The sequence below is a fragment of the Mesorhizobium sp. M7A.F.Ca.MR.245.00.0.0 genome (genome assembly GCF_003997415.1).
Taxonomy (GTDB): Bacteria; Pseudomonadota; Alphaproteobacteria; order Rhizobiales; family Rhizobiaceae; genus Mesorhizobium.
This window is the reverse complement of record NZ_RZTE01000027.1, coordinates 1-24,667: the sequence shown is the minus strand read 5'-3', so window position 1 is coordinate 24,667 and position 24,667 is coordinate 1. Positions and strand designations below refer to the sequence as shown.

The following is a 24,667-nucleotide window of genomic DNA, read 5'->3' as shown; positions in this document are numbered from 1 at the left end:
TCTATTCTGCGACACCGGTTCACCTTCCAGGCATTCTGTTGAGCGACATTTTTTCCAGGATCGAGCATTCGCGCACCGCCGACGAGGTGGTGCAGCAAATCGAGAGCCTCATCCTCGAAGGCGTGCTGCGCACCGGCGACCGGCTGCCGGGCGAGCGCGAGCTTGCACGCCAGTTCGACGTATCCCGGCCGATCCTGCGTGATGCGCTGAAGTCACTGGAAGGACGCGGCCTTTTGACGACAAGGCCCGGCGGCGGCACCCATATCGCCGATGTCATCGGCCAGCTCTTCACCAAACCGGTGACGGACCTGATCTCGATGCACCGCAAGGCAGTGACCGATTATCTGGAATATCGCCGCGAGATCGAAGGGGTCGCGGCTGAATACGCGGCACGGCGCGCCACCGCCGACGACATGGCGCTGCTCGACAAGATCATGGCACGCATGGACGATGCGCACCGGACCGGCGACTTCGACGACGAGGCCGAGATCGATGTCGAGTTTCACCACGCGATCTGCGAGTGCGCGCACAACATCATCCTTTTGCACACGTTGCGCTCCTGTTACCGGCTGTTGTCTGAGGGCGTGTTCCAGAACCGGCTGCTGGTGTTCAGCGTGCCCGGCGCGCGCGACGCCCTGCTCGCGCAGCACCGCGCGATCCATGCGGCGGTGAAGGCCGGCGATCCGGATGCCGCCCGGCAAGCGGCGATGGACCACATCACCTATGTCGAACGGTCGATGGCGGAGGCCGAGCGCAGCGGCGACTGGCAGCGCGTCTCGCGACTGAGGTTGAAACAGCGGGTCGACGCCACCGATACAGAACCAGCACGCAAACGCTCCTAGCTATCGAAACGGAAAGCCCATGAGCCAGATCCTGACCATCGCCGACCTCAAGGACCTCGCCCGCCGGCGCGTGCCGAAGATGTTCTTCGACTATGCCGATTCCGGTTCGTGGACCGAAAGCACGTATCGGGCCAACGAAGAGGATTTCCAGAAGATCAAGTTCCGCCAGCGCGTGCTCGTCGATATGGACAACCGTTCGCTGGCATCGACGATGATCGGCGAAAAAGTGTCGATGCCGGTGGCATTGGCGCCAACCGGCATGACCGGCATGCAGCACGCCAATGGCGAGATGCTGGCGGCGCAGGCGGCGGAGGAATTCGGCGTGCCGTTTACCTTGTCGACGATGAGCATCTGCTCCATCGAGGATGTCGCCTCGGTAACCACGAAGCCGTTCTGGTTTCAGCTCTATGTGCTGCGTGACAAGGATTTCGTGCTCAACCTGATCGACAGGGCAAAGGCGGCGAAATGCTCGGCGCTCGTGCTGACGCTCGACCTGCAGATTCTCGGTCAGCGCCACAAGGACATCCGCAACGGGCTTTCCGCACCACCCAAGCTGACGCTGACGAACATCGTCGACATGGCCATTCGCCCGCACTGGTGCGCCGCCATGGCCGGCACGAAGCGGCGGACCTTCCGCAACATTGTCGGCCACGCCAAGGGCGTCGGCAACATGGCCTCGCTGGCATCCTGGACGACGGAGCAGTTCGACCCGCATCTGTCGTGGAAGGACGTCGCCTGGATCAAGGAGCGCTGGGGCGGCAAGCTGATCCTGAAGGGCATTCTCGACAAGGAGGACGCGCTGATGGCGGCCAAGACCGGCGCCGACGCGATCATCGTTTCCAACCATGGCGGGCGCCAGCTCGATGGTGCGTCGTCGTCGATCGGCGTGCTGGAAGAGATTGCCGACGCGGTCAGCGACACGATCGAAGTGCATATGGATGGCGGCATCCGCTCCGGCCAGGATGTCCTGAAGGCGCTTTGCCTCGGTGCCAAGGGAACCTATATCGGCCGGCCATTTCTTTACGGCCTGGGGGCGCTTGGCAAGGAAGGGGTTACCAAGGCGTTGGAAATCATCCGCAAGGAGATGGACATCACGCTGGCGCTGTGCGGAAAGCGTCTTGTCACCGACATGGGCAAGGACCAGCTCCGGCGCTAAGCCCGTGACCGCGCGACCACGGAGACACCGAAAAATTGGCAGAACCCGGCATCCATTTTCTCGACGCGCATGGGCCGGAAGGTGTGCGTCTTTACGCGATCGGCGACATCCACGGCCGGCTCGACCTGGTGGCCGCCATGCATCGGCGCATCAGGGCCGAGATCGAGCAGGACCCACCTGCCGACTGGCGCGTCATCCATCTTGGCGACTATGTCGACCGCGGGCCGGACTCGAAGGGCGTCATCGATTTCCTGATCGAAGCGCAAGAGCGCGACCCTCGTCACCTGATGCTGGCCGGCAACCACGACATCGGCTTTCTCGATTTTCTCAAGACCCCTGACCCGGAAGGACTTTTCATCCGGTTCGGCGGCATCCAGACGGCACAGTCTTACGGCGTGGCGATCAGTGAAGGCACCAGCGTGTGGTTCGGCAAGGCCGAATCGGCCGTGCGCAAAGGACATCAGGCCCTGGTCGAGGCCGTGCCGCAAAGCCACATCGACTTCCTGCGATCGCTGCCGTTCTCCGTGACTTTCGGGGACTTCTTCTTCTGCCATGCCGGCATCAGGCCGGGTATTCCTCTGGAGAAGCAAAGCCCGCAGGATCTGATCTGGATCCGCGACGCCTTTCACAACCACCCCGACCTCTATCCGAAGATCGTGGTGCATGGCCACACGCCGGTGCCGGAGGCGGAAGTGATGGCCAATCGCGTCAATGTCGACACGCTTGCCTGGCAATCAGACATGCTGAGCGCGCTCGTCGTCGACGGCGCGGACAAACGCATCCTGACAATGACGATCAAGGAAGCTTGAACGTCGCGCGTCGGAGGACGCGAAAGACGCTTCCCGTCTTTAGCGCAGCGAGGCGGTGACGCCGTAACCGTCTACGGCGTTGTGGTTGTTGGCTGCGTCGGCGGCATAGATGCCGAGACCGCACAGCACGATGGCGGACAACATAACAAAGGACAGAAGCGCTGCTTTCACGGAGGTCATCTCTTGTTGAGCTTTCTGCATCTGTGCACCAGGCGGTTACCAATGCGTTGAAACGGAGAATTCGCTTCAAAGTTTCGACGATTTTGCGCTTCTAGGCATGTTCTGTATCAACGGTGTGTCGCGCGGGTCACACAAAGGTTCATAGCCGTTGCACAGAGGATGCAGAGCGCGCGCCTTCTAGGATGGCGGGCGGACACAAGCCAAGAATGAAACGGTTTTCCCCAGGCGGTTTCACCGCTGCGTGCCAATTATGTCACGCTGGAGGGTACGGAGAGGCCAACACTCAGATGGTCGCTACCCAGGCACGGGCAATGGCGAGGCCAGCGGCATCCGCATCGGGCCCGTTGCGGGCCATTTCGCCATCGAGCTTGCCGGCCCAGTCGGGATGGCGAGCGGCGATGGTCGGGGCAAAGGACGTGCTCCAGTCCTCGACCATCGGCCGGTCGGCCTCGAAATGGAACTGGAAACCGTAGACGGCGCGTCCGACGCGAAATGCCTGGTTCTCGGCGACATCGTTGCCGGCAAGCCGCACGGCGGCCTCGGGCAGCACGAAGGTGTCGTCATGCCACTGGAAGATCGGGAATTTCTCCGGCAGCGCGCCCAGCACCGGATCGCCCTTGGCGTCCGCCGTCAGCGATACGCCGTGCCAGCCGAACTCATTGGCGCCGCCGATGCGGTTTTCGCCGCCGAAGGCACGGGCGACGAGTTGGCTGCCCAGGCAGATGCCGAGCACGGCGCGATCCTTGTCGGCAAAGTCGCGGGTCAGTTCGAGCAGTGCCGGGAAATAGGGGTACTCATCGTCGGCCAGCGCGTTCTGGCCGCCGCCGAGCACGATCATGGCATCATGCCCGGCCGCGTCATCCGGCAGGGGATCGCCTTTGTAAGGGAGACGCAGGTCGAGATCGGCACCCGCTTCCGCAAGTGCTGCGCCGACCTGGCCGAGGCCGGTATTATCGTAGTTCTGGACCACCAGCACCCGCATCACAAAACCCTGCTGACATGAAAAAGATGCGACGAGCGATATCATGCCGCTCGCATTGCAGCCAAGATGCGTGTCCGGAGAGAAAACTATGCCACTGCAGAACCGGGTCGATCCGTTCGGTACCATCCACGCCGTGCCTGATCGCGGCATGTTCACCGGCAATCGCGGCATCATCCACGATCCCGAGACCAAGACGCTCAAGAAGAAGCGCTGGGCGCTTCCGGCCTGGATCATCTGCGTCCGCCAATTCCGCGATGTGCGGCGCGAACCGATGGGCCGCAACCGGAAGGGCGGCAAAGCGGGCTGGACAGAACTGTTCTTCCTCGACGAGGTGACGGCATTGGCGGCCGGGCATCGCCCCTGCTTCTTTTGCCAGCGCGAACGGGCCAGGGATTTCGTCGGCCGCTTCGGCGACGCGTTCGGCATTGCCGAACCGCGCGCGCCGATGGTCGACAAGCGGCTGCACAAGGAGCGGCTGGCCTCGGGCGGCAGGCCGCCAGGGATTGCTGTTGAAGACCTTGCCGGCCTGCCGGACGGCGCCATGGTTGCGGATGGTCGCACTGTTTATGCCCTGCGTCGGGGCAAGACGCTGCGCTGGTCGTTTGCGGGATATGGCCCACCCGCAGATTTCGGCCTGCTCAAAGACAGGACGCTGTCGCTGCTGACGCCGGCCACGACGCTCGCCGTGCTGCGGCATGGCTTTCGGCCGGTGTGGCATCCTACCGCCGAGGCTTGACGCCGGCGGCCGGCTCGCTCATTCCTCGGCGATGCGCGCCAATTACAAGATGCAACGTCTGTTCGTGCCCGACGATCTCGCGCCGGATGTCGAGTTCGACGCCGGCCAACAGCAGAGCCACTATCTCCTGCATGTGCTGCGGCTTGGCGAAGGCGCCGAAATCCTGGTGTTCAATGGCCGCGACGGGGAGTGGTCAGCGGCCATATCAGCGAAGACGAAAAGGGCGGTGCGGCTGAAGGTGTCAGCGCTGCAGCGGCCGCAGCCGCCGCTGCCTGATCTCGTCTACTGCTTTGCGCCGCTGAAGCAGGGCCGGCTCGACTATCTCGTGCAGAAGGCGGTCGAGATGGGCGCCGGCATCCTGCAGCCGGTCATCACCCAGCACACGCAAGTGGCCAAGCCGTCGATCGATCGCCTGCGCGCCAATGTCGTCGAAGCCGCCGAACAATGCGGCATCCTGGCGGTGCCTCAGGTGCGCGAAGCCGAAAAATTCGACCGCCTGCTGACCGGTTGGGACACAGAGCGACGGCTGATCTTCTGCGATGAGGATGCTTCGACCAACAATCCGCTGGCCGCGCTGCAGGCGGTCAAGGACAAGAAGCTTGGGCTGCTGGTCGGGCCAGAGGGCGGTTTTTCCGACGACGAGCGCAAGATGCTGCGCGCCCTGCCCTTCGTCACCGCCATTCCACTCGGCCCGCGTATCCTGCGCGCCGATACCGCGGCGGTCGCCGCGCTCGCGGTGATGCAGGCAACTGTCGGAGACTGGTGAGACGTCATCCCTTGCAAGGGACGCAGAGTTCCAGCAACGTTCAATTCCTGTTGACCTGTGGCTCAGGATTTTTCGCTTGATCGTCTGCTGACATTTCGTCCATTTACCGCCGGCGGTCATCCGGCCGCCTCTGAGGGTACCATCATGGCGCGCGATACGACCGATTTCCGCCCGATCGAAGGTGTCGACGAACTCGTCGAGCATCTGGCCGAAGGCAACAAGCCGCGCGACAAATGGCGCATCGGCACCGAGCACGAGAAATTCCCCTTCTATGTCGACGGCAATGCACCGGTCCCCTATGGCGGCGAGCGCGGCATCCGCGCCATTCTCGAAGGCATGCAGTCAAAGCTCGGCTGGGATCCGATCGTCGATGACGGCCGCATCATCGGCCTGGTCGAGCCGACCGGTCAGGGTGCGATTTCGCTGGAACCCGGCGGCCAGTTCGAGCTTTCCGGCGCACCGCTGGAAACGATCCACCAGACCTGCCGCGAGGGCAACGCCCATCTGGCGCAGGTGCGCGAGATCGCCGAGCCGATGGGCATCCGTTTCCTCGGCCTCGGCGGCAGCCCGAAATGGTCGCTGGCCGAGACGCCGAAAATGCCGAAATCGCGCTATGAGATCATGACGCGCTACATGCCCAAGGTCGGCACCAAGGGCCTCGACATGATGTACCGCACCTGCACGATCCAGGTGAATCTCGACTTCGAGAGCGAGGCCGACATGCGCCGCAAGATGCAGGTGTCGTTGAAGCTGCAGCCGCTGTCGACGGCATTGTTCGCCAATTCGCCTTTCACCGAAAGCCACCCGAACGGCTTGCAGAGCTGGCGCGGCGATATCTGGCGCGACACCGACAACCAGCGCTCGGGCCTGCTCGAATTCTGCTTCTCGCCCGATTTCGGTTTCGCCGACTATGTCGAATGGGCGCTCGACGTGCCGATGTATTTCGTCATCCGCGACGGCCACTATCACGACATGACGCACATCACCTTCCGTCAGTTCATGGCCGGTGCCGCGCGCAATCAGGTGCCGGACGGGCTGCCGACAATGGGCGACTGGGCGAACCATCTGTCGACGCTGTTCCCGGACGTGCGGCTGAAGCGCTTCCTTGAGATGCGCGGCGCCGATGGCGGGCCATGGCGGCGCATCTGCGCGCTGCCTGCGTTCTGGGTCGGGCTGCTCTATGATGAAGCCGCACTCGATGCCGCCGAGGCGTTGACGTCGAGCTGGACGTATGAAGAAACGCTGGCGATGCGCAACGCCGTGCCGGAACAAGGCATTTCCGCACCGTTCCGCAACACCACGCTGCGCGAGATCGCGCGTGACGTGATGGTCATTTCCCGCATGGGCCTGAAGAACCGTGGCAAGAAGAACCGCGACGGTTATGACGAGACCTCGTTCCTCAACACGCTCGACGAGGTCGTGGCGCGCGGCACAACCAGCGCCGAGGAGATGCTGTCGGCCTACCACACGCGCTGGGGCGGCTCGATCGAGCCGGTTTTCATGGAATACGCCTATTAACCCTCGGATCTGGCAAAGCTGACCGGCCGGCAAAAGTCGCTTCAATCGGAAGTGGAAACAAACTAGGCTTCTTCGGCGAGGATTTCCGGAGGAGAGACCAATGCCTTCCTTGTTCGACATGCTGACACAGGCCCAGAACGGCAACGGCATGCAGGCCCTTGCCCAGCAATACGGGCTTTCGATGCAGCAGACGCAAGCCGCGGTCGCCGCATTGCTGCCGGCCTTTTCGCAGGGGCTGCAACGCAACACAGCCGACCCTTACGGGCTCGGCGCCTTCATGACGGCGATGGCCAGCGGCCAGCACGCCAAGTATTTCGAGGACGCAACCCGGGCCTTCTCGCCGCAAGGCGTCGATGAGGGCAACGGCATTCTCGGGCACCTGTTCGGCTCGAAAGACCTGTCGCGCGCCGTGGCCAGCCAGGCGGCGCAAGCCAGCGGCGTCAATCAGCAGATCCTGCAGCAGATGCTGCCGGCGATCGCCTCGATGGTCATGGGCGGGCTGTTCAAGCAGACGACAAATCAGATGCAGGCCGCCGGCGGTTTTGGCGGCGGCAACAATCCGCTCGGCGAGATCATCGAGCAGATGATGCGGCAAGGCGGCGGCATGCAGGCCCCGGCGCCGCAGCCGCGCCAAGCGCCGCCACCCCAGAACCCGATGGACAACCCGCTCGGCAAGGTATTGCAGGACATGTTCGGCGGCGGTGCGCCTCAGCCACAGCCGCAAAGGCAGCCGCAGCCGCAGCCCAATCCCTACGGCGAAAATCCACTTGGCAAGGTGCTGCAGGACATGTTCGGCGGTGGCGCGCCGCAGCCGCAGCCGCAAGGGCGGGCGCAGCCGCAGCAGACACAAAGCCCCTACGGAGACAATCCGCTGGGGAAAATCTTCGAGGAGATGCTGCGGCAAGGTGGCGGTGGCTTAGGCGGCATCCCTGGCGGACAGCCGGCGCCGCAACAGCCTCAAGCGCCCCCACAGCAGCGTCAGGCACCGCAGCCACAGGCCGATCCGAGCGGCAGGCCGAAAAATCCGTTCGACGACCTGTTCGGCAAGATGTTCGAGACCGGCGCCCAACAGCGTGACGACTACCAGAAGGGCGTGGAGACGATCTTCGACCAGTTCAAGCGGGATATGGACCGACGGTAGGCGATATCCGTGGGTAAGAGACTGGAGCAGATGCGCCGCAATCCGCGCGGCGACTGGTCGATAGCCGATGTGAAGGCGGTTTGTGACGAAGCTGGTGTCCAATGCGTGCCGCCAAGGTCAGGCGGTTCACACTACAAGGTCTATCATTCGGCAATGACCGATATTTTGACTGTGCCTTTCAAACACCCGATCAAACCCGTATATTCCGAAAGCTCGTGGCATTTATCGACGAGGCAAAGAAACATGATGGACAGACTTGAATATCCGGTCGTCATTGCGCCACTTTCTGCAGAGGATGGAGGCGGTTTTTCGGCTTTGGTGCCTGATCTGCCAGGTTGCGTGAGTGATGGCGACACTCCTGAAGAGGCCATCGCTAATGTCCAAGACGCCATAGCATCTTGGATAGAGGCCGCGCATGAGCTCGGCAGATCGATACCAAGGCCATCGCGAAAGCTGGCATTCGCCTGACAGCCAAAGGAAAAGCCCGGTCCTGGGAGGACCGGGCAGAGTGCAGGCGGGCCGGGGGGATCCGGCAGGGAGTGGGAGCCTGCATACTCGTCAGTCGCGTCGAACCCCGAAAAGGTTCGCGGCAACCTGAACGACAAGCAACAGATCAGGCCACCTTGCGGGCGATGTCCTCGATCGTTTCGACGCGATCGCTGGCGATTTCGCGCAGCATCGCCGTCGGGTCGCGGCCAAACGGCACGTCGATGGCGACGTGCAGGTCGCCGCGCGTTAGGCCGATATCGGCGAGTTCGGCGTCCGACATCTCGCCAAGACGGTAGAAAGCGCGGCGATTTTTCCAGGCGCGGTAGATGTTGGAGACAGTGTTGGCCACGCGAGTCGCAACGGCCGGACGCGAGGTGATGCGCGAGGTCTCGGTGGCGAAATCGAACGTGGTCATGTCGGTCTCCTTCAGACTCGAACGGACAAAACCAGGCGATCGGCGCTAGCGACAGCGGCCGTTCCGGCTTCGATTCACATGCCTTCATGTGGACACTGCCAATTTGCCATTGAGTGATTGATTAATCCAACGAATGTTTCTAATCTTTACCATCAACGCTAGTGATGGATCATGTCGATGAAATCGCCGCTCGATCTCGATCAATTGCAAACTTTCATCTCGATTGCCGACACCGGCAGCTTCACCAGAGCGGCCGAAGAGGTGCACCGGACCCAGTCGGCGGTGTCGATGCAGATGCGCCGGCTGGAGGAGCGGCTCGGCAAGCCGCTGTTCGAAAAGGACGGGCGCACCAACAGGCTGACCGAGGAAGGCGACAAGCTGCTTTCCTATGCGCGGCGGCTGCTCTATCTCAACCGTGAGACGCTGGCTGCCTTCGACGACCGGCGGCTCGAAGGCACGATCCGCATCGGCACGCCCGACGACTATGCCGACCGTTTCCTGCCCGAGATCATGGCGCGGTTCACGCGCTCCAATCCGCGCGTCGAACTGACCGTCATCTGCGAGCCGACACCGGGGCTGGTCGAGCATATCAAGCGCGGCAATCTCGACCTCGCGCTGGTGACTCACAACGACGTACGCGGCCAGTCGGAGGTGGTGCGGCGCGAACCGCTGCTGTGGGTCACCTCGGCCAACCATGCGACGCATGAGCAGGAAACGCTGCCGATGGCCTTCGGCCGGCCGAACTGCATCTGGCGGCGCGCCGCCGTCGATGTGCTCGACCAGCAGAATCGCGACTATCGCATCCTGTTCACCAGTTTCTCTGCCACCGTCATCACCGCCGCGGTGCTTTCGGGCCTCGCGATCTCGGTGCTGCCGGAATGCGCGCTGCGGCCCGGCATGCGGGTGCTGAGCGAAGCCGACGGCTTCGGCGCCCTGCCCGATTGCCGCATCGGCATCATGCGCGGCCAGACGTCGCGGCCGGAGATCGTCGATGCGCTCGCCCGCCATATTTCGGAAAGCCTGGACAACATCTCCGTGCCGGTCGGTGAAGATCCCGGGACATTCGATTTCGCGGCACTCGCCTTCACCAAGCTGCGGCGAACCAAGCCGAACCAGATTCTGCCCGGCTGGTAGGCAGGGTCAGGTATGCGGGTTATGAACGGCTGGCCGACGCAACCGCCTTGACGCGGGCGCCCAACCGTTCCCCAATCGACCGATGAGCGAAGCAGCATCCGAATCACGCACCAACGCCGCCGAATACACGGTGAGCGAGATTTCCGGCGCGCTGAAGCGCACGGTCGAGGACGTTTTCGGCAATGTGCGGGTGCGTGGCGAAATATCAGGCTACCGCGGACCGCATTCGTCCGGTCATGCTTATTTCGCGTTGAAGGACGACCGTGCCCGTCTCGACGCCGTGGTCTGGAAAGGCACGATGAGCCGGCTGAAATTCCGTCCCGAAGAGGGCATGGAGGTGATCGCCACCGGCAAGCTCACCACCTATCCCGGCAAGTCCAACTACCAGATCGTCATCGACAATCTGGAGCCTGCCGGCGCCGGCGCCCTGATGGCGCTGCTGGAGGAGCGCAAGCGGCGGCTACAGGCCGAGGGGCTGTTCGATGCCGGCCGCAAGCGGTTGCTGCCGTTCATGCCGCTCGTCATCGGCGTCGTCACCTCGCCGACGGGGTCCGTCATCCGAGACATCATCCACCGCATCAAGGACCGCTTTCCGCTGCACATCCTGGTCTGGCCGGTGCGTGTTCAGGGCGAGACGTCAGGCGCGGAAGTCGCCGCCGCGGTCAACGGCTTCAACGCGCTGGCATGGGATGGCGCCGTCCAGCGTCCCGATCTATTGATCGTGGCGCGTGGCGGCGGCAGCCTCGAAGACCTCTGGGGCTTCAACGACGAGGCGCTCGCCCGCGCGGTTGCTGCTTCCGGCATTCCGGTGATCTCGGCTGTCGGCCACGAGACCGATTGGACGCTGATCGACCTCGTCGCGGATGTGCGGGCCCCGACGCCGACGGGTGCGGCCGAAATCGCCGTGCCGGTGAAGGCCGATCTCGAAGCAACGCTTGCCAGTCTCGGTGCGCGGCTGAAAGCGGCGGTCCTGCGCAATTTCGAACGCAAGCGGCAGGCCGCCCGTGCCGCCGCCCGGGCTCTGCCCTCGCCCGATCAATTGCTGGCGCTGCCGCGCCGGCGCCTCGACGAGGCGACATCCAGGCTCGGCCGGGGCCTGTTGGTCTCCACCGAACGCAAGCGTGCAAGGTTTCTTGCCGTAAAGCTGACACCGGCAATGCTGTCGCAGCGCATTGCCGAGGCGCGGCGCACCAACGAACGCAATCTTTTGCGAGCACAAGGGGCACTGCGCGCGTTGGCAAGAGCCCGGCGTGCGGAGCTTAACCGAGCGGCGGATCAATTGCCAAAATGTGCCAGGGCATCGCTGCAGCGGCACAAGCAGCAACTGGCCATGCTGCAGGGCCGCATCACGATCGAGCCGACGGCACGGCGGCAACGCGTGCAGAGGGATTTGCTGACAGCTTTGACAAGACGCGGCACGCAAGCAGTGGTGCTCAGGCTGGAGCGCCTGCGCGGCCGCGTCATCCAGGCCGACAGGTTGATGGCGTCGCTGTCGCACAAGGCCGTCCTGGCGCGCGGCTTTGCGCTGGTGAGGGATGCGGATGGCGCCGTCGTCAAGCAGGCTGCCGACGTGGCGTCGGGAATGGCGCTTTCGCTTGAGTTCGCCGACGGCACCGCCGATGCGGTGGCAATCAGCGGCACGGCAAAACCGAAAGCCGTGGCCAAGCCGACAGCCAAGGCCAAAGAGCCCGGCAATCAGGGATCCCTGTTCTGACACCATGACCGACAATCCGCATCATCTGACAACGCCCTCAGGCAAACCGCGCGCGCGAAATTTCGGCCTCGGCTTCGACGGGCGGCCGGGACCGTTTAACGCGATCACCGATGTGCCCGGCGTCGCGGTCGGCTACGCGACGCTGATTTCGGGCGATGGCGCGCTTGTCGTCGGCGAGGGACCGGTGCGCACCGGCGTGACCGCGATCCTGCCCAGGCCGCTCGCCGACCTCGCCATCCCGGTCTTCGCCGGCATTTTCAGCCAGAACGGAAACGGCGAACTGACCGGCTCGCACATCGTCGAGGAAACCGGCGCTTTCAACTTCCCGATCACCATTACCAACACCCATTCCTGCGGTGTCTCACGCGACGGCACGCTGCGCTGGATGCAAAGCGTGCTGCCGGCCGCACTCGACAGCGGCTGGGGGCTGCCGGTGGCGGCGGAGACCTATGACGGCTTCCTCAACGACATCAACGGCCATCATTTGACGTCAGCGCATGTTGCGCAGGCCCTCGACGGCGCCGCCGCCGGACCGATCGAGGAAGGCAGCGTCGGCGGCGGTACCGGCATGATCACCTTCGGCTTCAAGGCCGGCTCCGGCACGGCGTCGCGCATCGTCGAATGGCAAGGCCGTGCCTACACCGTCGGCGCCTTCGTACAGTCTAATTTTGGAAAACGGCGCAATATCACCATTCGCGGCCTGCGCGCCGGGCCGGAGCTTCTCGAACCGGCGGTCCGCGAAGGCACACCGCGTGCTGAAAAGGGCTCGATCATTGCCGTCGTCGCCACCGACGCACCGTTCCTGCCGCATCAGATGAAGCGGCTGGCCCGCCGGGTACCGCTCGGCGTCGCCATGACCGGCGGCTTCGGCTATCACAGTTCAGGCGACATTTTTATCGCCTTCTCGACCGCCAATGCGAGCGCAGCGCTGGCGCCCTCCGGCCGCATCGCCAGCGCCGATTTTATTCCGGACACCGATATCGATCCGTTTTTCGATGCAGTGATCCAGACCGTGGAGGAAGCAATCCTCAACGCGCTGGTTGCCAATGACGATATGACCGGACGCGACGGGAATTTCGTTCCGGCGCTGCCGAAGGCGTGGCTCAAGGAGAAGTTTGGCTGAAGACAAAAACGCTGGCCAGAAGCCCGCGCTGAAACAACGTCGCCGCTATGCGATCATTCCGCGGCTTTGATCATTCCGCGGCTTTTCCGGGGGCCTGCTGGCTTTCCTCGGCCTCGGCCGCTTCCTCAAGCCGGGATGCGATAAGTTCCTGGATATCGCCGACTTCTTCCTGGATGTCCTCCAGCGGGATGCCGACCTCGGCCGCCTCGGCGGCGCACTCCTTGGCCAGGGTTTCGGCCTGCTTGTCGATCCTTGCCTGGGAGGACTGGCAATGGACCTTTTCGCCGATCCATCCCCGCAAGAATTCGATGGCGTGTTCACTCATACTGCTGTTCCCTGGCGGCAAAGCCGGTTGGTAATCACAAACGTCGACATCCCGCAAAGGATGCATGTCCCCATTCCAGCCGAGTCGCGGTCGTCCGGCAAGCCAATGCCGTCCAAGGTCCACAGAGCCATAGGAAATCGAGGGGTCAAGAGCATTTTCTGATTCTGGAGGGGTCGGTACCGTTGGCTGGGTCACGCCCAGCGCTGCGCCACTGTTTCTATTTGCTTTTTTCCGGTTTCCGAGCCGATTTCCGTCACAATAGATGGCGCAACACACTACACATTCACAGTTGCTTCGAGGTGCTGCCCTCGGGCGCGCAGGTCGAAGCCGCCGCTATATAGTGACATCCTCCTGCAATGTCGACTCCGCTCGCCATGCTGCTTCTTTCCGCCGCGCCGAAGGCTCCGCAACGGACCAAGAGCAAGTGACGATGGACGCAAACCGGGTGGAGCAAGCCTCGGCGGAATCGCTCAGACGTGCACAGCCACCACCGCCGCGCAGTCGCCGGCCTTGACCAGCCCGGGGAAATGCCGCGCCGCCAGCATGCCCGACATTTTTGCCCGGATCTCCTGCGGGGCGATGCCGGTGCGGCCGGTGGAATGGATGCGCGCCAGCACCGAGCCTTCTTCGACTGGCTCACCAAGATCGACCATGGTTTCGATCATGCCGTCATCTTCGGCGAAGGAGAAACAATCGCCCGACGGCATGTCGAGCCACTGGGTCGAGGTCTTCTCGACCGCACCATCTACAATGCCTGTATGGCGCAACACATTGAGGATGCCGCGCCTCGCGATCCGCACGGTCTGCGCACGCGACGTGCCGCCGCCACCAAGCTCGGTGCTGACGAAGACCTTGCCCATCTCCTCGGCTGCCGTGTCATACATGCCGACGGCGTCGATCTCGATCATGCGCATCGAGAACGGGGCGGCGAAGGCCGCGACCGCGTCGAAGGCTTTCTGTTCCAGCGCCTTGTCGGGCAAAGTATGCGCGGCGCAGAACGGCACGAAGTCCAGCGTCTTGCCGCCGGAATGGAAGTCGAACACGATGTCGGCGCGGGGGAGCAGCTCACGCTGGAAATAGTCGGCGATCTTCTCGGTCACCGTCCCGTCCGGCCGGCCGGGAAAGCTGCGGTTCATGTTGCCCTTGTCGATCGGCGAGGTGCGCGTGCCAGCACGGAAGGCCGGATAGTTCATGGCCGGCACGATGATCACCGTGCCGCTGACTTGCTTGGGATCGAGGGTCCTGGCGAGATCGTAGAGGGCCAGCGGCCCCTCATACTCATCGCCATGGTTGCCGCCGGTCAGCAGCGCTGCCGGCCCGTTGCCGTTGCGGATGACGCAGATCGGGATCATCACCGAGCCCCACGCCGAATCGTCGCGGCTGTAGGGCAAGCGCAGGAAACCGTGCTGGATGCCGTCGCGGTCGAAATCGACGGTCGGCGCGACCGGTGATGGACGTAGATTCGACATCGGCATCAATCCTTCACCACCAGCTTGCGCGGCACATTGGCCAGGCACTCCACACCGGTTTCGGTGATCAGGATGGACTCGGTGATCTCCAGTCCCATCGTTTCCAGCCACAGGCCGGTCATGAAATGGAAGGTCATGCCGGGCTTGAGCTCGGTGCGGTCGCCGGGACGCAGGCTCATCGTGCGCTCGCCCCAGTCCGGCGGATAGGACAGGCCGATCGAGTAGCCGGTGCGGTTGTCCTTGACGATACCGTATCGCTTGAGAACACCAAAGAAGGCGTTGGCGATGTCCTCGCAGGCGTTGCCGGGTTTCGCGGCGGCCAGCCCCGCTTCCATACCTTCCAGCGTCGCCTTCTCGGCATCGAGGAATTCCTGCGTCGGCTTGCCTAGGAAGACGGTGCGCGACAGCGGGCAGTGATAGCGGTTGTAGCAGCCGGCGATCTCGAAGAAGGTGCCCTCGCCCCGCTTCATCGGTCTGTCATCCCAGGTCAGATGCGGCGCCGAGGCATCGGCACCCGACGGCAGCAGCGGCACGATCGCCGGATAGTCGCCGCCAATTCCGTCGACGCCGCGCGTGCCGGCATCATAGATTTCGGCGACGAGATCGCATTTGCGCATGCCGACCTCGATCTTGTCGAAGATGCGCTGATGCATGGCCTCGACGATGCGGGCCGCCTTGCGCATATAATCGATCTCGGTCGGGCTCTTCACCGCACGCTGCCAGTTGACCAGCGCGGTGGCATCGACAAAGCGGGCATTGGGCAAATGCTTCTGCAGCGACGCAAAGGCGGCCGCCGAGAACCAATAATTGTCCATTTCGACGCCGACTGTCAGCTTGCCCCAGCCGCGATCCGCAAGCACGCTGGCCAAAAAATCCATCGGGTGGCGCTCGGTCGACTGCACATAGTGATCGGCATAGCCGACGATATTGTCGTGCGCGAGATAAGCGGTGCGCTTGGCGCCGTTGGCGTCCTGGCCGCGGCCGTACCAGACCGGCTCGCCCGAAGGCGGCACGATAACCGCCTGGTGCACATAGAACGACCAGCCGTCATAGCCGGTCAACCAGGCCATGTTGGAAGGATCGCTGACAACAAGAAGATCGACGCCCTTGGCCTCCATGGCTTTGCGTGTCTTGGCGAGGCGATCCGCATATTCGCCGCGCGAGAATCTCAGGTTCGGTTGCATTGTTCTTGGTCCTCGTTTGTTGGGCCTTGCGGCCGGTATCAGCTTTGAATCCAACTCGTCGTTCTTGTTTGAGCGTGATCTCTGGAAAAACGGAAAACCGTTTGTCCGAGAAAACCGGTTCCCACTTTTCCGGATCATGCTCCTGCGGCCAGCATCAGCTTTCGAAGATGGCCCCGGAACCGGCCACCCGCGCACGGTCTCGAGCGAGCGTGGCGATCGCCGTGTCCTGGACGCCAGTGCCGGTGAGATCGGCGATGGTGATGTCGCTGGCCGAGCGCCGTCCGTGTTTCGCGCCGGCGATGATCTGGCCGAGTTCGGTCACCTCTTCCTCGGCGGCCATCACGCCCGCCGCGATTGCATGATGCAGCTCACCCAGCCGCTTTGTCTGGCGGCCACTGTCAGCGGCATAGAGATCGGCCATGCGCAGGATTGCCGGCGCGATCTCGTTCTTGTGCTCGGCGTCCGATCCCATCGCGGTGATGTGCTGCCCTGCGGAAACGAAGCCGGCCTTGATCAGCGGCTCGGTCGAAGGCGTCGTGGTGACGATGATGTCGGCGCCGGCGACCGCGTTTGCCGCGTCGGGCTCGGCATGCACGAGAATGCCGAGCTTTTCGCGCAGGGCTCCGGCGGTTGCCTCGGCCTTTGCCGCATCGCGTGCCCAGATGCGCGCCTCGGCAATCGGCCGCACCAGCATGAGTGCTTCCAATTGCAGCCCGGCCTGGACGCCAGCGCCGAAGATCGCGGCAACGGACGAGTCCTGCCGCGACAGATGTTTGGCGGCGACGGCGCCGGCAGCAGCGGTTCGGATATCCGTGAGATAGCCGTTGTCGAGCAGCAGCGCTTCGACCAGGCCGGTCTTGGCTGACAGCAGCACCATCATGCCGTTGACGCTGGGCAGGCCGAGCTTCGGATTGTCGAAGAAGCCGGGGCTGATCTTGATGGCGAAACCGTCAATGCCGGGCACATAGGCGGTCTTCACGTCGACCTCGCCGCGATGCTCGGGAATGTCTAGCCGCAGGATCGGCGGCATCGCCACCGGTAGAGTGGCAAGCGCACGGAAGGCGTTTTCGACGCAGGCGACGGCATCGAGATCGAGTGTCACGATCGCCCGCAACTCTTTCTCGGTAAGGATGGTCATCCGGCTCATGCGGCGCGCTCCTTGAGCGATGGCGCTACGCCGCAAACGATTGTGCGGTGCGCGTCCATATCGATGTTGCGACCGGACAGCAGAACAACCACCGGCCCGTCCGACCTGACCTTGCCGGCCAGCAGTGCGGCGATGCCGACAGCGCCCGCGCCCTCGACGATCTCGCGTTCACGTGCATAGGCGTGACGGATTCCGGCGGCGATCTCTTCTTCGCTGAGCAGGATGACATCATCGAGCAGGTCGCGGCACATGGCGAAGGTCAGCCGATTGTCGAGGCCGATGCCGCCGCCGAGCGAATCCGCCAGCGTCGGCAATTCTTCCACCAATACCGGTTGGCCCGCATCGAGGCTGGCCTTCATCGCCGCGCCACGCGCCATCGAGACACCGATGACTTTTGTCCGGGGGCTGACGCCTTTGATGGCCGTAGCAACCCCTGAGGCGAGCCCACCGCCGGAGAGCTGGACCAGAACGAGGGCGGCATCCGGGACCTGATCGATCATCTCAAGCCCGACCGTGCCTTGCCCGGCGATAATGTCGGGATGGTCGAAGGGCGGCAGCATCACCAGCCCCTCTTGCGCCACCAGCCGATCGACCTCCTGTTGGGCATCGTCCTGGCTGTCGCCGACGATGCGGACCTCCGCGCCAAGCCGGCGGATCTCGTCGAGCTTGTTGCCGGGCACCAGGCGCGACATGCAGATTACGGCGCGCATGCCCTCAAGCTTCGCCGCATGCGCCAGCGCGCGGCCATGATTGCCGGTCGAGGCCGCGACCACGCCCCGCGCCTTCTGTTCGGCGTTCAACGAGGCGACGGCGTTCGAGGCGCCACGCAGCTTGAAGCTGCCGGTGGTCTGCCGGTGTTCGAGCTTGAGGTGAACGGGGACGCCGAACTGTTCCGAGAGGCTGTGGGACAAGACGGTTGGCGTGCGCTCGACTTTGCCGGCGATACGGTCACGGGCGATACGGATGTCCGCTAGGGCGACGGCGCGCGTCATGGGGCGACCCCCTCTGGCCTGCCGGCCATCTCCCCCTCGAGGGGGGAGATTGGCAGCTTCGACGCTGCCGTTCTTCCTGTCACGTCGGTGATTGGCGAAAGCCGGGCAGCAGCTAATCTCCCCCCTCGAGGGGGAGATGGCCGGCAGGCCAGAGGGGGTCGCTCGTGAATGTGGGACATCGTCTTACTGAACCAACGGCAACGTCATCAGCCGCCCGAACTCAGGATGCGGGGCCTCATCCCCGCACAATCTCAGACAATTCCAGGCGGTCGCCTGGTTGCTGGTCACCACGGGACGTCCAATAGAATTTTCCATGCCGGTGAGCGCGAGGGCGCTACGCAGCGCCGTGCAGGACACGAACAGCGCATCGGCGTTCGCGTCGGTCGCCTCGCGCGCCAGATCGACAAGCGCCGCCGGCGCGATCCGCGCCATTTCGCGGTCGTCCTCGAAACCAAGACAGGTGAAGCTGACGATGTCGAACCCTTGCGCGGCGAAATAGGCGGCCATCGGCCTGGATGTCTCGACCGTGTAAGGGGTGAGGATGCTGATCTTGCTTGCGCCCAGCGCATGCAGCCCGCGCACGCCCGCCATCGGCGGGGTAACGACTGAAACACCGGGCTTGGCAGCCTGGATCGCTGTCTCGATCTCGGCATCGCCGATCACCACCGACGCCGAAGTGCAGGAATAGCAGATGGCATCGAGCGGCTCATCCGGCAGGATCAGAGCCGCGCCTGCCGTCAGCGCCGGCTGCATCTTACGCAGATTCTCCGGCGTCGTCGGGTTGGCGTAGGGAATGCGGGCGACATAGACGCCGATCCGCTCGCTCGCCACCATGCGGCGGAAATCCGGTTCGCTGGTGTGATCGGTAGCAAGGATGATCAGGCCGACGCGCCGCTCCAGAGGGCGCGCATCCAGTGCCGGCCGTTTCGGATAGACCTTGATCTCGGGCAAGGGTTTCATGGCTACCTCTCGATCTTGCCGTAGCGGCGTTCCAGCCAGCGCAGCAGTACGACCGAAAATAGACTGATGACGAGGAAGAAAGCACCAACCAGCGTGATCGGCTCGATATAGCGATAATAGGTGTTGGCGACGCTTTTCGCCTGGTTCATCAGTTCCAACACGGTGATTGCCGACAGGAGCGGCGTTTCCTTGAACATGGCGATGAAATAATTGGCCAGTGCCGGGATCATCGGCGGAATGGCCTGCGGAATGATGATGTGGGTCCAGGTCTGCCTGGCGCTGAGATTGCAGGCCTTGGCGGCCTCCCACTGGCCGCGCGGCACATTGTCGATGCCGGCGCGGTAGACTTCCGCCGTGTAGGTGCCGTAGTGCAGCCCGAGCCCGATGACACCGGCGACCAGCGGCGGCAGCAGGATGCCGATGTCGGGCAGCACGTAGAAGATGAAATAGAGCTGCACCAGCAACGGCGTGCCGCGAATAAACTCGGCCAGGAAGCCGACCGTGCGCGACAACGCCTTGTTGGGCGAGCGGCGCGCCAGCGCAATGCCTAGCCCGACGACCGCCGCCAGCACCGAGCCGAGCAGCGTCGCCAGGATGGTGATCTTCACCCCCTGGATCAGCGTCGGCATGATTTCCCAGACGAAATTCCAATCCCATTCCATCAGCAGGCCCAATTTATCAGAAGGAAATTGGCCATCAGGCACGCACCCCATCGAGGCCGCGCGCCATGCGTCGTTCCAGCGAGCGCACGCCCCACGAGATGAGCAGGGCGAGGATGAAATAGATGATCAGGATGGTGGTGAACGGCACCAGGGTGTTGCCGGTCTGGGCGCGCACCACCTGCGCCTGGAAGGTCAGGTCGGTGAGCGAGATCAGCGACACCACGGCGGTCGCCTTGAGCAGTTCGATGGCGTTGTTGCCGAAGGTCGGCAGCATCACCAGCAGCGCCTGCGGCAGGATGATGTGGCGCATGCCTTGCCACCGCCCGAGATTGAGCGCGGTGCAGGCCTCATACTGTTCGCGGCCGATCGACTGGATGGCACCGCGCACGACTTCGGCGGCGTAGGCGCCGACATTGAGGCCGAGCGCCAGCACGCCGGCCTGCAACGGGGTCAACGAAATGCCGATGAAGGGCAGCACGAAATAGGCCCAGAACAACTGCACGAAGATCGAGGTGCCGCGGAAGAATTCGATGTAGGCGGTGGCCAGCGCGCGCAGCACGAAGAAACGCGACAGCCGCCCCATTCCGGCAAGAAAGGCCATGAACAGCGCAAGCACCGACCCCATCAGCGTCAGCTCGATGGTGACAAGAGCTCCCTGCAATATCAGGCCGAAATAGCCGGACCACTGGGTCATTTACGTTCCAACGTTGGGTTTAGCATCTTCTCCCCGTTTACGGGGAGAAGATGCCGGCAGGCAGATGAGGGGCGGCACTAGAGTCTCAGAACTTGGCGTCGCCCCTCATCCATCACTTCGTGACACCTTCTCCCCGTTGAACGGGGAGAAGGAAAAATCACTTCGCCGCGCAGAGCTTGTCGCGGCTGGTCGACATCGCCGCCGCCGCCGAGAAGCCGTAGGGTTCGATAATCTTGGCGAACTCGCCTGATTTCTTCATCTTGGCCAGTTCTACGTCGAAGGCGTCGCGCAGTGCCTCATCACCCTTCTTGAAGGCGGCGCCGTCGCAATAGACCGGTGCGCCCTGCACCGGAGCGATGACTTCGAGGTTCGGATCGTTGGCCTTCTTGACCAGATCATTGATCGACAGGACGGGCAGCGAATAAGCGTCGATGCGACCATCCTGGAGCATCTTCACGCCGCTCTGGCCATCCGGCACGACGATGACGCGATCGCGTGGCACGCCGGCATTGAGCGCGAGCTTCTCCTCGGTGCCGCCGCCCGGCGCGCCGATGGTCGCAGTCGTATCCTTGGCGACATCCTCATAGCTCTTGAAGCCCTTCGGATTGCCCTTCTTCACCAACATCGCCTCGGCATCGCAAAGCACCGGCTCGGAATAGACGACGGCGGCGCAGCGTTCCGGCTTCATGAACAGGCCGGCGGTGACGACATCGAAGCGACCGGCCTGCAGGCCGGGGATCATGGCGCCATATTCAGAGATCGAAGCGGCGACGTCGGCGACGCCGAGCCGCTTGAATATCTCGCGGGCCACATCGGGCGCGGCACCCGAAACTTTGCCGTCGGCGGCGACCGCCGTGTAGGGCGGCTCGTTGGCGATGGCGAGGCGAGCGAAACCTTGTGCCTTGAGTTGTTCGAGCTTGCTGTCATCGGCCGAACTCACGCTCGAGGCGGCCAGCACCGCCGCCAGCGTAAGGCTGGCGACGCCAGCCAGAATGCCAAGTTTCTTCTTCATTGTTCCCAACTCCTTGTTTCTTGTCTTGCTTTGTTACGAGGCGGCTCTCGCCACCTCGGGACGACTTCGTCGCCCTGGGCATTGCGGTCAGACGCGATGTCCGGCCGCGATGATCTTCTTCAGGAAGCCTTGCGTACGCTCCTGCTTGGGATTGCGGAAAATCTCGTCGGGCTTGCCCTCCTCGACGATCCTGCCACGATCGAAGAACAGTACCCGGTCAGCGAAATCATGGGCAAAGCCCATCTCGTGGGTGACCAGCAGCATGGTCATGTCGGTCTCGGCGGCCAGCTTGCGCATGACGTTCATCACCTCCTCGACCAGCTCCGGATCGAGCGCCGACGTCACCTCGTCGAACAGCATGATCTTTGGCGATAGCGCGAGCGCCCGGGCGATCGCCACGCGTTGCTTCTGGCCGCCGGAAAGCTGCGCCGGCATGGACTTGGCCTTGTCGGCCATGCCGACCATTTCAAGCAGTTCCATCGCCCGCTTTTCGGCGGCGGCACGCGGCGTGCCCTTGGTCAGCATCGGCGCCAGCGTGACATTGTCCATGACGCATTTGTGCGGAAACAGGTTGAACAGTTGGAAGACCATGCCGATCTTCTGACGCATCCTTGTCAGATGCCGCTCATCGGCGGCCAGCAGCTGGCCATTGCGCTCCATGTGGTAGAGCTGCTCGCCGTCGATCTGGATATGACCGCCATCGATGCGCTCAAGCGTCATCAGGATGCGCAGGATCGTCGTCTTGCCCGAGCCCGACGGGCCGATCAGCGCCAGCTTCTCGCCGGGCATGACCTGCATCGACAGGCCGTCCAGCACCTTGAAGCTGCCGAAGCTCTTCGAGATGTCGTCGATCTTGATGATGGGCGCTGATGCGGACAAATAAATTCCCCGTGCTGGAGAAGCCTGTGCCCCTTAACGATGCGGAACGCGCCAAATCATGTCAATCGGGAAAATAATATCATGACAATATTTCCCATTCCGCACAATTCTTGAGCAACCAGTGCCGAAGAGTGCGCCGGGATTCGGGTCAGGCCGAGCCGAGAATGGGAGCCTCCGAGAACCGGAACGGAGCGTACTTTTCGTACGTGAGTACCGGAAGCGCAGGAGGCTGCCTTTCGCAGGCCGGCATCACCCGGATAGCGGCGCACTCGCTAGATAGCGAGCAGCAGGTGCTCGGGATCGCCGAGCAAAAGCTTGGTGACAACGCCGAGGCCGGCGCGCAGTTCCCCCTCGGTGGTCGAACCCAGCGAGATACGTACCGCCGGATGCCAGGGCGCAGCCGAAATACGGAAGGACGTGCCGGGTGCAATCGCCACGCCCTGCAGGCGAGCCTGGGCGACAAAGCTTTCCTCGGCCCGGTCGGCCGGCAGTTGCAGCCAGACATGCAACCCGTCGCGCCGGGCGCGATAGTCCACCCCCGCCAGCACTTGCGCTGCAATATCCTGCCGGCGCCGCAAAGCCGCGCGCTGCCAGTGGACAAGCTCCATCGCCGTGCCGTCGGTCACCCATTTGGTGGCGATCTCGGCCACCAGCGGCGTCGCCATCCAATTCGAGACCAGATGCCGGTTGGCGACGGCGGCGACGTAGCGGTCGGGCGCGGCCAGATAGCCGATGCGCAGACCGGGCACGGTGATCTTGGTGAAGGAGGTGACGTAGAGCGTGCGCTCCGGCGCGAACGCGGCAACCGGCGGCGGCCGGTCTTCGACCAGCGGACCGAGCACATCGTTCTCGATGATGGCGATGTCGTGCTTGCGCGCGACCGCGGCGATCTCTTCTCGCCGCCGCGCATCCATCAGGGTCGCCGTCGGGTTGATCACCGAGGGCTGCACGAAGACCGCGCGGATGTCGGAAAGCCGGCAGGCCTCGTCCAGCGCTTCCGGAATCAGGCCGTTGTCGTCGATCGGCAGGCCTTCCAGATTGAAGCCGAGATAGCGTGCCAACGGCACCAGCGTATGGTGGCCGATCGCCTCGGTGGCAACCGTCGAACCCGGCGGCGCGACGCTCATCAGCGCAACGGTCATGCCGGCGGTGGCGCCGTTGGTCAGGCTGACGTTCTGCGGCGATGCATCGAGGCCACAAAGCCTCAGCCATTCGACCGCCACCGCGCGGTGGCGCGGAAACACCATGTTGGGCCGGAACGAAAGTGCTGAACTCGACGGCAGGTTCTCGGCCAGCCAGCCTAGTGCCTGTTTCAGCCGCTCCAGATGCATCGGCTCACAAACCGGTTTCAGGATCGACAGGTCGATGACTTCGCCGAGCCGCTCGGGCAGATATGGCGGCTCCGGCTCGCGGCGCTGCGTCTGGACGAAGCTGCCGCGGCCGATCTCGCCCGAAATCAGGCCGCGACGGATCAGTTCCTCATAGGCGCGGCTGACCGTCTGCACCGAAAGTTTCAGATCGTCGGCCAGCCTGCGATGGGTCGGCAGCCGCGCACCATTGGCCAGGCGCCCGTCATGGATGGCACGCGCGAACTGGTCGGCCAGCGATTGATATGCCGGCCGCCGGATGAGTGCGGGATCGGGTTGCCACAATGTCATGACTTATTAGAGATCGAAATCAGTGCAATTGACAATCGAAATAATGCGCCGTCATGGTACTCGGACGAAAAGTGAGCTCTGATGACATCAGCGAAACTCGACCCGATCGACCTGAAAATCCTCGACGCCATCCAGCGCGACGGACGCATTACCAAGCTGGCGCTGGCCGAGCAGGTCGGCCTGTCGCCGACGCCGTGCTGGATGCGGCTGCGCAAGCTGGAAAAGGCCGGCATCGTCTCGGGCTATCACGCCAGGATCGCCATGCGCGTCGTGGCACCCGTCGCCACCGTGCTGATGGAGGTGACCCTGGCCAACCACCGCCAGGCCGATTTCGACCGCTTCGAGCGCGTCATCCGAGACATCCCAGAGATCGTCGCCTGCTGGTCGGTGGGCGGCGGCGTCGACTATGTGCTGAAGGTGATGGCGCGCGACATCGACGCCTATCAGCGGCTGGTCGACGGCTTGCTCGACCGCGAAATCGGCATCGATCGCTACTTCACCTACATCGTCATCAAGACAGTGAAGGACGAGATCGCGCTGCCCATAGCCGACCTGCTGCCGGCGCAAGCATGAGGTCAATCTCCCCTACCGTACACCCAGGAGACTGATCGAAACCCCCGTCACGTCGTCATCCTGGGGCGAAGCAAGGAGCGCAGCGACGCGGCGCAGACCCCAGGATC

General features: G+C 63.4%; 26 protein-coding genes. 12 read left to right on the top strand and 14 right to left on the bottom strand.

Features of this window, described 5'->3' with window-relative positions; translation table 11 throughout:
- Window positions 1-38: 38 nt before the first annotated feature.
- From EOB80_RS23565 to EOB80_RS23555, 3 genes are read left to right on the top strand one after another with little or no spacing between them, the layout of a single operon-like run.
- Complete coding sequence (locus EOB80_RS23565; RefSeq protein ID WP_127321488.1) at window positions 39-842, top strand: FCD domain-containing protein; 804 nt, start codon at window positions 39-41, stop codon at window positions 840-842.
- A gap of 19 nt (window positions 843-861) precedes the next feature.
- On the top strand, window positions 862-1,998 hold the full coding sequence (locus tag EOB80_RS23560) for an alpha-hydroxy acid oxidase (RefSeq protein WP_127330055.1): 1,137 nt from the start codon (window positions 862-864) through the stop codon (window positions 1,996-1,998).
- 35 nt (window positions 1,999-2,033) lie between these two features.
- Window positions 2,034-2,807, top strand: coding sequence for a metallophosphoesterase family protein (locus EOB80_RS23555; RefSeq protein WP_127330053.1), 774 nt, complete (start codon window positions 2,034-2,036; stop codon window positions 2,805-2,807).
- Between the two features lie 39 nt (window positions 2,808-2,846).
- Here the strand turns inward: EOB80_RS23555 and EOB80_RS35890 are convergent, their stop codons facing one another.
- A complete protein-coding gene (locus tag EOB80_RS35890) occupies window positions 2,847-2,978 on the bottom strand; it encodes a hypothetical protein (RefSeq protein ID WP_281058073.1) in 132 nt (43 codons plus the stop codon).
- A 292-nt stretch (window positions 2,979-3,270) separates the two neighbouring features.
- Window positions 3,271-3,969: a type 1 glutamine amidotransferase gene (locus tag EOB80_RS23545; RefSeq protein ID WP_127267708.1), complete on the bottom strand. Its 699-nt coding sequence runs from the start codon at window positions 3,967-3,969 to the stop codon at window positions 3,271-3,273.
- Window positions 3,970-4,057: 88 nt separating this feature from the next.
- On the opposite strand from EOB80_RS23545, the gene EOB80_RS23540 reads away from it, so the two are divergent.
- From EOB80_RS23540 to EOB80_RS35985, 5 genes are all read left to right on the top strand, one after another.
- Complete coding sequence (locus EOB80_RS23540) at window positions 4,058-4,705, top strand: hypothetical protein (protein WP_127330049.1); 648 nt, start codon at window positions 4,058-4,060, stop codon at window positions 4,703-4,705.
- A 31-nt stretch (window positions 4,706-4,736) separates the two neighbouring features.
- Window positions 4,737-5,471, top strand: coding sequence for a 16S rRNA (uracil(1498)-N(3))-methyltransferase (locus tag EOB80_RS23535; protein ID WP_127330047.1), 735 nt, complete (start codon window positions 4,737-4,739; stop codon window positions 5,469-5,471).
- Between the two features lie 144 nt (window positions 5,472-5,615).
- Window positions 5,616-6,989 (top strand): glutamate--cysteine ligase, encoded by a 1,374-nt coding sequence (locus EOB80_RS23530; protein WP_127330045.1) that lies wholly within the window; start codon window positions 5,616-5,618, stop codon window positions 6,987-6,989.
- Between the two features lie 100 nt (window positions 6,990-7,089).
- Window positions 7,090-8,130 (top strand): DUF937 domain-containing protein, encoded by a 1,041-nt coding sequence (locus EOB80_RS23525; protein WP_127330043.1) that lies wholly within the window; start codon window positions 7,090-7,092, stop codon window positions 8,128-8,130.
- A gap of 9 nt (window positions 8,131-8,139) precedes the next feature.
- Window positions 8,140-8,598 (top strand): type II toxin-antitoxin system HicB family antitoxin, encoded by a 459-nt coding sequence (locus tag EOB80_RS35985; protein ID WP_348629540.1) that lies wholly within the window; start codon window positions 8,140-8,142, stop codon window positions 8,596-8,598.
- Between the two features lie 145 nt (window positions 8,599-8,743).
- On the opposite strand, the gene EOB80_RS23510 is transcribed toward EOB80_RS35985, so the two are convergent.
- Window positions 8,744-9,034, bottom strand: coding sequence for a DUF1127 domain-containing protein (locus EOB80_RS23510; RefSeq protein WP_127330041.1), 291 nt, complete (start codon window positions 9,032-9,034; stop codon window positions 8,744-8,746).
- A 177-nt stretch (window positions 9,035-9,211) separates the two neighbouring features.
- Between EOB80_RS23510 and EOB80_RS23505 the strand changes: the two genes are divergently transcribed.
- From EOB80_RS23505 to EOB80_RS23495, 3 genes are all read left to right on the top strand, one after another.
- Window positions 9,212-10,168: a LysR substrate-binding domain-containing protein gene (locus EOB80_RS23505; protein WP_027035580.1), complete on the top strand. Its 957-nt coding sequence runs from the start codon at window positions 9,212-9,214 to the stop codon at window positions 10,166-10,168.
- 82 nt (window positions 10,169-10,250) lie between these two features.
- Window positions 10,251-11,882 (top strand): exodeoxyribonuclease VII large subunit, encoded by a 1,632-nt coding sequence (xseA, locus tag EOB80_RS23500; protein WP_127330039.1) that lies wholly within the window; start codon window positions 10,251-10,253, stop codon window positions 11,880-11,882.
- 4 nt (window positions 11,883-11,886) lie between these two features.
- Window positions 11,887-13,005, top strand: coding sequence for a P1 family peptidase (locus EOB80_RS23495; RefSeq protein WP_127330037.1), 1,119 nt, complete (start codon window positions 11,887-11,889; stop codon window positions 13,003-13,005).
- A 70-nt stretch (window positions 13,006-13,075) separates the two neighbouring features.
- Here EOB80_RS23495 and EOB80_RS23490 read toward each other — a convergent pair whose 3' ends face one another.
- The 11 genes from EOB80_RS23490 to EOB80_RS23435 form a co-directional block, all read right to left on the bottom strand.
- The gene (locus EOB80_RS23490) at window positions 13,076-13,396 is read right to left on the bottom strand and encodes a hypothetical protein (protein ID WP_245466428.1); all 321 of its coding nucleotides are present in this window, start codon (window positions 13,394-13,396) and stop codon (window positions 13,076-13,078) included.
- Between the two features lie 404 nt (window positions 13,397-13,800).
- Window positions 13,801-14,805, bottom strand: coding sequence for a N(2)-acetyl-L-2,4-diaminobutanoate deacetylase DoeB (gene doeB / locus EOB80_RS23485; protein ID WP_164762692.1), 1,005 nt, complete (start codon window positions 14,803-14,805; stop codon window positions 13,801-13,803).
- On the bottom strand, window positions 14,805-15,983 hold the full coding sequence (doeA, locus tag EOB80_RS23480; RefSeq protein WP_127330033.1) for an ectoine hydrolase DoeA: 1,179 nt from the start codon (window positions 15,981-15,983) through the stop codon (window positions 14,805-14,807). The genes doeB and doeA overlap by 1 nt, the downstream gene beginning before the upstream one ends.
- 154 nt (window positions 15,984-16,137) lie before the next feature.
- A complete protein-coding gene (gene eutC / locus EOB80_RS23475) occupies window positions 16,138-17,130 on the bottom strand; it encodes an ectoine utilization protein EutC (protein WP_127273333.1) in 993 nt (330 codons plus the stop codon).
- Window positions 17,127-18,122: a hydroxyectoine utilization dehydratase EutB gene (gene eutB, locus EOB80_RS23470; RefSeq protein ID WP_127330031.1), complete on the bottom strand. Its 996-nt coding sequence runs from the start codon at window positions 18,120-18,122 to the stop codon at window positions 17,127-17,129. Before eutB ends, eutC begins: the two co-directional genes overlap by 4 nt.
- A gap of 183 nt (window positions 18,123-18,305) precedes the next feature.
- Window positions 18,306-19,082 (bottom strand): ectoine utilization protein EutA, encoded by a 777-nt coding sequence (gene eutA, locus EOB80_RS23460; protein ID WP_127330029.1) that lies wholly within the window; start codon window positions 19,080-19,082, stop codon window positions 18,306-18,308.
- Window positions 19,083-19,084: 2 nt separating this feature from the next.
- Window positions 19,085-19,744, bottom strand: a complete 660-nt coding sequence (ehuD, locus tag EOB80_RS23455; RefSeq protein ID WP_127322980.1) for an ectoine/hydroxyectoine ABC transporter permease subunit EhuD — start codon at window positions 19,742-19,744, stop codon at window positions 19,085-19,087.
- 34 nt (window positions 19,745-19,778) lie between these two features.
- The gene (gene ehuC / locus EOB80_RS23450; protein WP_127292796.1) at window positions 19,779-20,438 is read right to left on the bottom strand and encodes an ectoine/hydroxyectoine ABC transporter permease subunit EhuC; all 660 of its coding nucleotides are present in this window, start codon (window positions 20,436-20,438) and stop codon (window positions 19,779-19,781) included.
- Window positions 20,439-20,595: 157 nt separating this feature from the next.
- The gene (gene ehuB, locus EOB80_RS23445; protein WP_127330027.1) at window positions 20,596-21,450 is read right to left on the bottom strand and encodes an ectoine/hydroxyectoine ABC transporter substrate-binding protein EhuB; all 855 of its coding nucleotides are present in this window, start codon (window positions 21,448-21,450) and stop codon (window positions 20,596-20,598) included.
- Window positions 21,451-21,537: 87 nt separating this feature from the next.
- A complete protein-coding gene (ehuA, locus tag EOB80_RS23440) occupies window positions 21,538-22,329 on the bottom strand; it encodes an ectoine/hydroxyectoine ABC transporter ATP-binding protein EhuA (RefSeq protein WP_027035592.1) in 792 nt (263 codons plus the stop codon).
- Between the two features lie 272 nt (window positions 22,330-22,601).
- Entirely contained in the window at window positions 22,602-23,987 is a 1,386-nt protein-coding gene (locus tag EOB80_RS23435; RefSeq protein ID WP_127272428.1) for a PLP-dependent aminotransferase family protein, read from the bottom strand.
- 81 nt (window positions 23,988-24,068) lie between these two features.
- On the opposite strand from EOB80_RS23435, the gene EOB80_RS23430 reads away from it, so the two are divergent.
- Window positions 24,069-24,560, top strand: coding sequence for an Lrp/AsnC family transcriptional regulator (locus tag EOB80_RS23430; RefSeq protein ID WP_127269511.1), 492 nt, complete (start codon window positions 24,069-24,071; stop codon window positions 24,558-24,560).
- The last annotated feature ends 107 nt before the right edge of the window (window positions 24,561-24,667 follow it).

What these genes read in the sequence shown, in the direction of transcription:
- EOB80_RS23490 (WP_245466428.1), bottom strand. Translation starts at nt 13,396, where the DNA reads ATGCATCCTTTGCGGGATGTCGACGTTTGTGATTACCAACCGGCTTTG.
- EOB80_RS23545 (WP_127267708.1), bottom strand. Translation starts at nt 3,969, where the DNA reads ATGCGGGTGCTGGTGGTCCAGAACTACGATAATACCGGCCTCGGCCAG.
- xseA (WP_127330039.1), top strand. Translation starts at nt 10,251, where the DNA reads ATGAGCGAAGCAGCATCCGAATCACGCACCAACGCCGCCGAATACACG.
- doeA (WP_127330033.1), bottom strand. Translation starts at nt 15,983, where the DNA reads ATGCAACCGAACCTGAGATTCTCGCGCGGCGAATATGCGGATCGCCTC.
- EOB80_RS23430 (WP_127269511.1), top strand. Translation starts at nt 24,069, where the DNA reads ATGACATCAGCGAAACTCGACCCGATCGACCTGAAAATCCTCGACGCC.
- ehuD (WP_127322980.1), bottom strand. Translation starts at nt 19,744, where the DNA reads ATGGAATGGGATTGGAATTTCGTCTGGGAAATCATGCCGACGCTGATC.
- EOB80_RS23435 (WP_127272428.1), bottom strand. Translation starts at nt 23,987, where the DNA reads ATGACATTGTGGCAACCCGATCCCGCACTCATCCGGCGGCCGGCATAT.
- EOB80_RS23540 (WP_127330049.1), top strand. Translation starts at nt 4,058, where the DNA reads ATGCCACTGCAGAACCGGGTCGATCCGTTCGGTACCATCCACGCCGTG.
- EOB80_RS23525 (WP_127330043.1), top strand. Translation starts at nt 7,090, where the DNA reads ATGCCTTCCTTGTTCGACATGCTGACACAGGCCCAGAACGGCAACGGC.
- EOB80_RS23560 (WP_127330055.1), top strand. Translation starts at nt 862, where the DNA reads ATGAGCCAGATCCTGACCATCGCCGACCTCAAGGACCTCGCCCGCCGG.
- EOB80_RS23510 (WP_127330041.1), bottom strand. Translation starts at nt 9,034, where the DNA reads ATGACCACGTTCGATTTCGCCACCGAGACCTCGCGCATCACCTCGCGT.
- eutA (WP_127330029.1), bottom strand. Translation starts at nt 19,082, where the DNA reads ATGAAACCCTTGCCCGAGATCAAGGTCTATCCGAAACGGCCGGCACTG.
- eutC (WP_127273333.1), bottom strand. Translation starts at nt 17,130, where the DNA reads ATGAGCCGGATGACCATCCTTACCGAGAAAGAGTTGCGGGCGATCGTG.
- EOB80_RS23505 (WP_027035580.1), top strand. Translation starts at nt 9,212, where the DNA reads ATGAAATCGCCGCTCGATCTCGATCAATTGCAAACTTTCATCTCGATT.
- ehuB (WP_127330027.1), bottom strand. Translation starts at nt 21,450, where the DNA reads ATGAAGAAGAAACTTGGCATTCTGGCTGGCGTCGCCAGCCTTACGCTG.
- EOB80_RS23535 (WP_127330047.1), top strand. Translation starts at nt 4,737, where the DNA reads ATGCGCGCCAATTACAAGATGCAACGTCTGTTCGTGCCCGACGATCTC.
- EOB80_RS23495 (WP_127330037.1), top strand. Translation starts at nt 11,887, where the DNA reads ATGACCGACAATCCGCATCATCTGACAACGCCCTCAGGCAAACCGCGC.
- ehuC (WP_127292796.1), bottom strand. Translation starts at nt 20,438, where the DNA reads ATGACCCAGTGGTCCGGCTATTTCGGCCTGATATTGCAGGGAGCTCTT.
- eutB (WP_127330031.1), bottom strand. Translation starts at nt 18,122, where the DNA reads ATGACGCGCGCCGTCGCCCTAGCGGACATCCGTATCGCCCGTGACCGT.
- EOB80_RS23530 (WP_127330045.1), top strand. Translation starts at nt 5,616, where the DNA reads ATGGCGCGCGATACGACCGATTTCCGCCCGATCGAAGGTGTCGACGAA.
- doeB (WP_164762692.1), bottom strand. Translation starts at nt 14,805, where the DNA reads ATGCCGATGTCGAATCTACGTCCATCACCGGTCGCGCCGACCGTCGAT.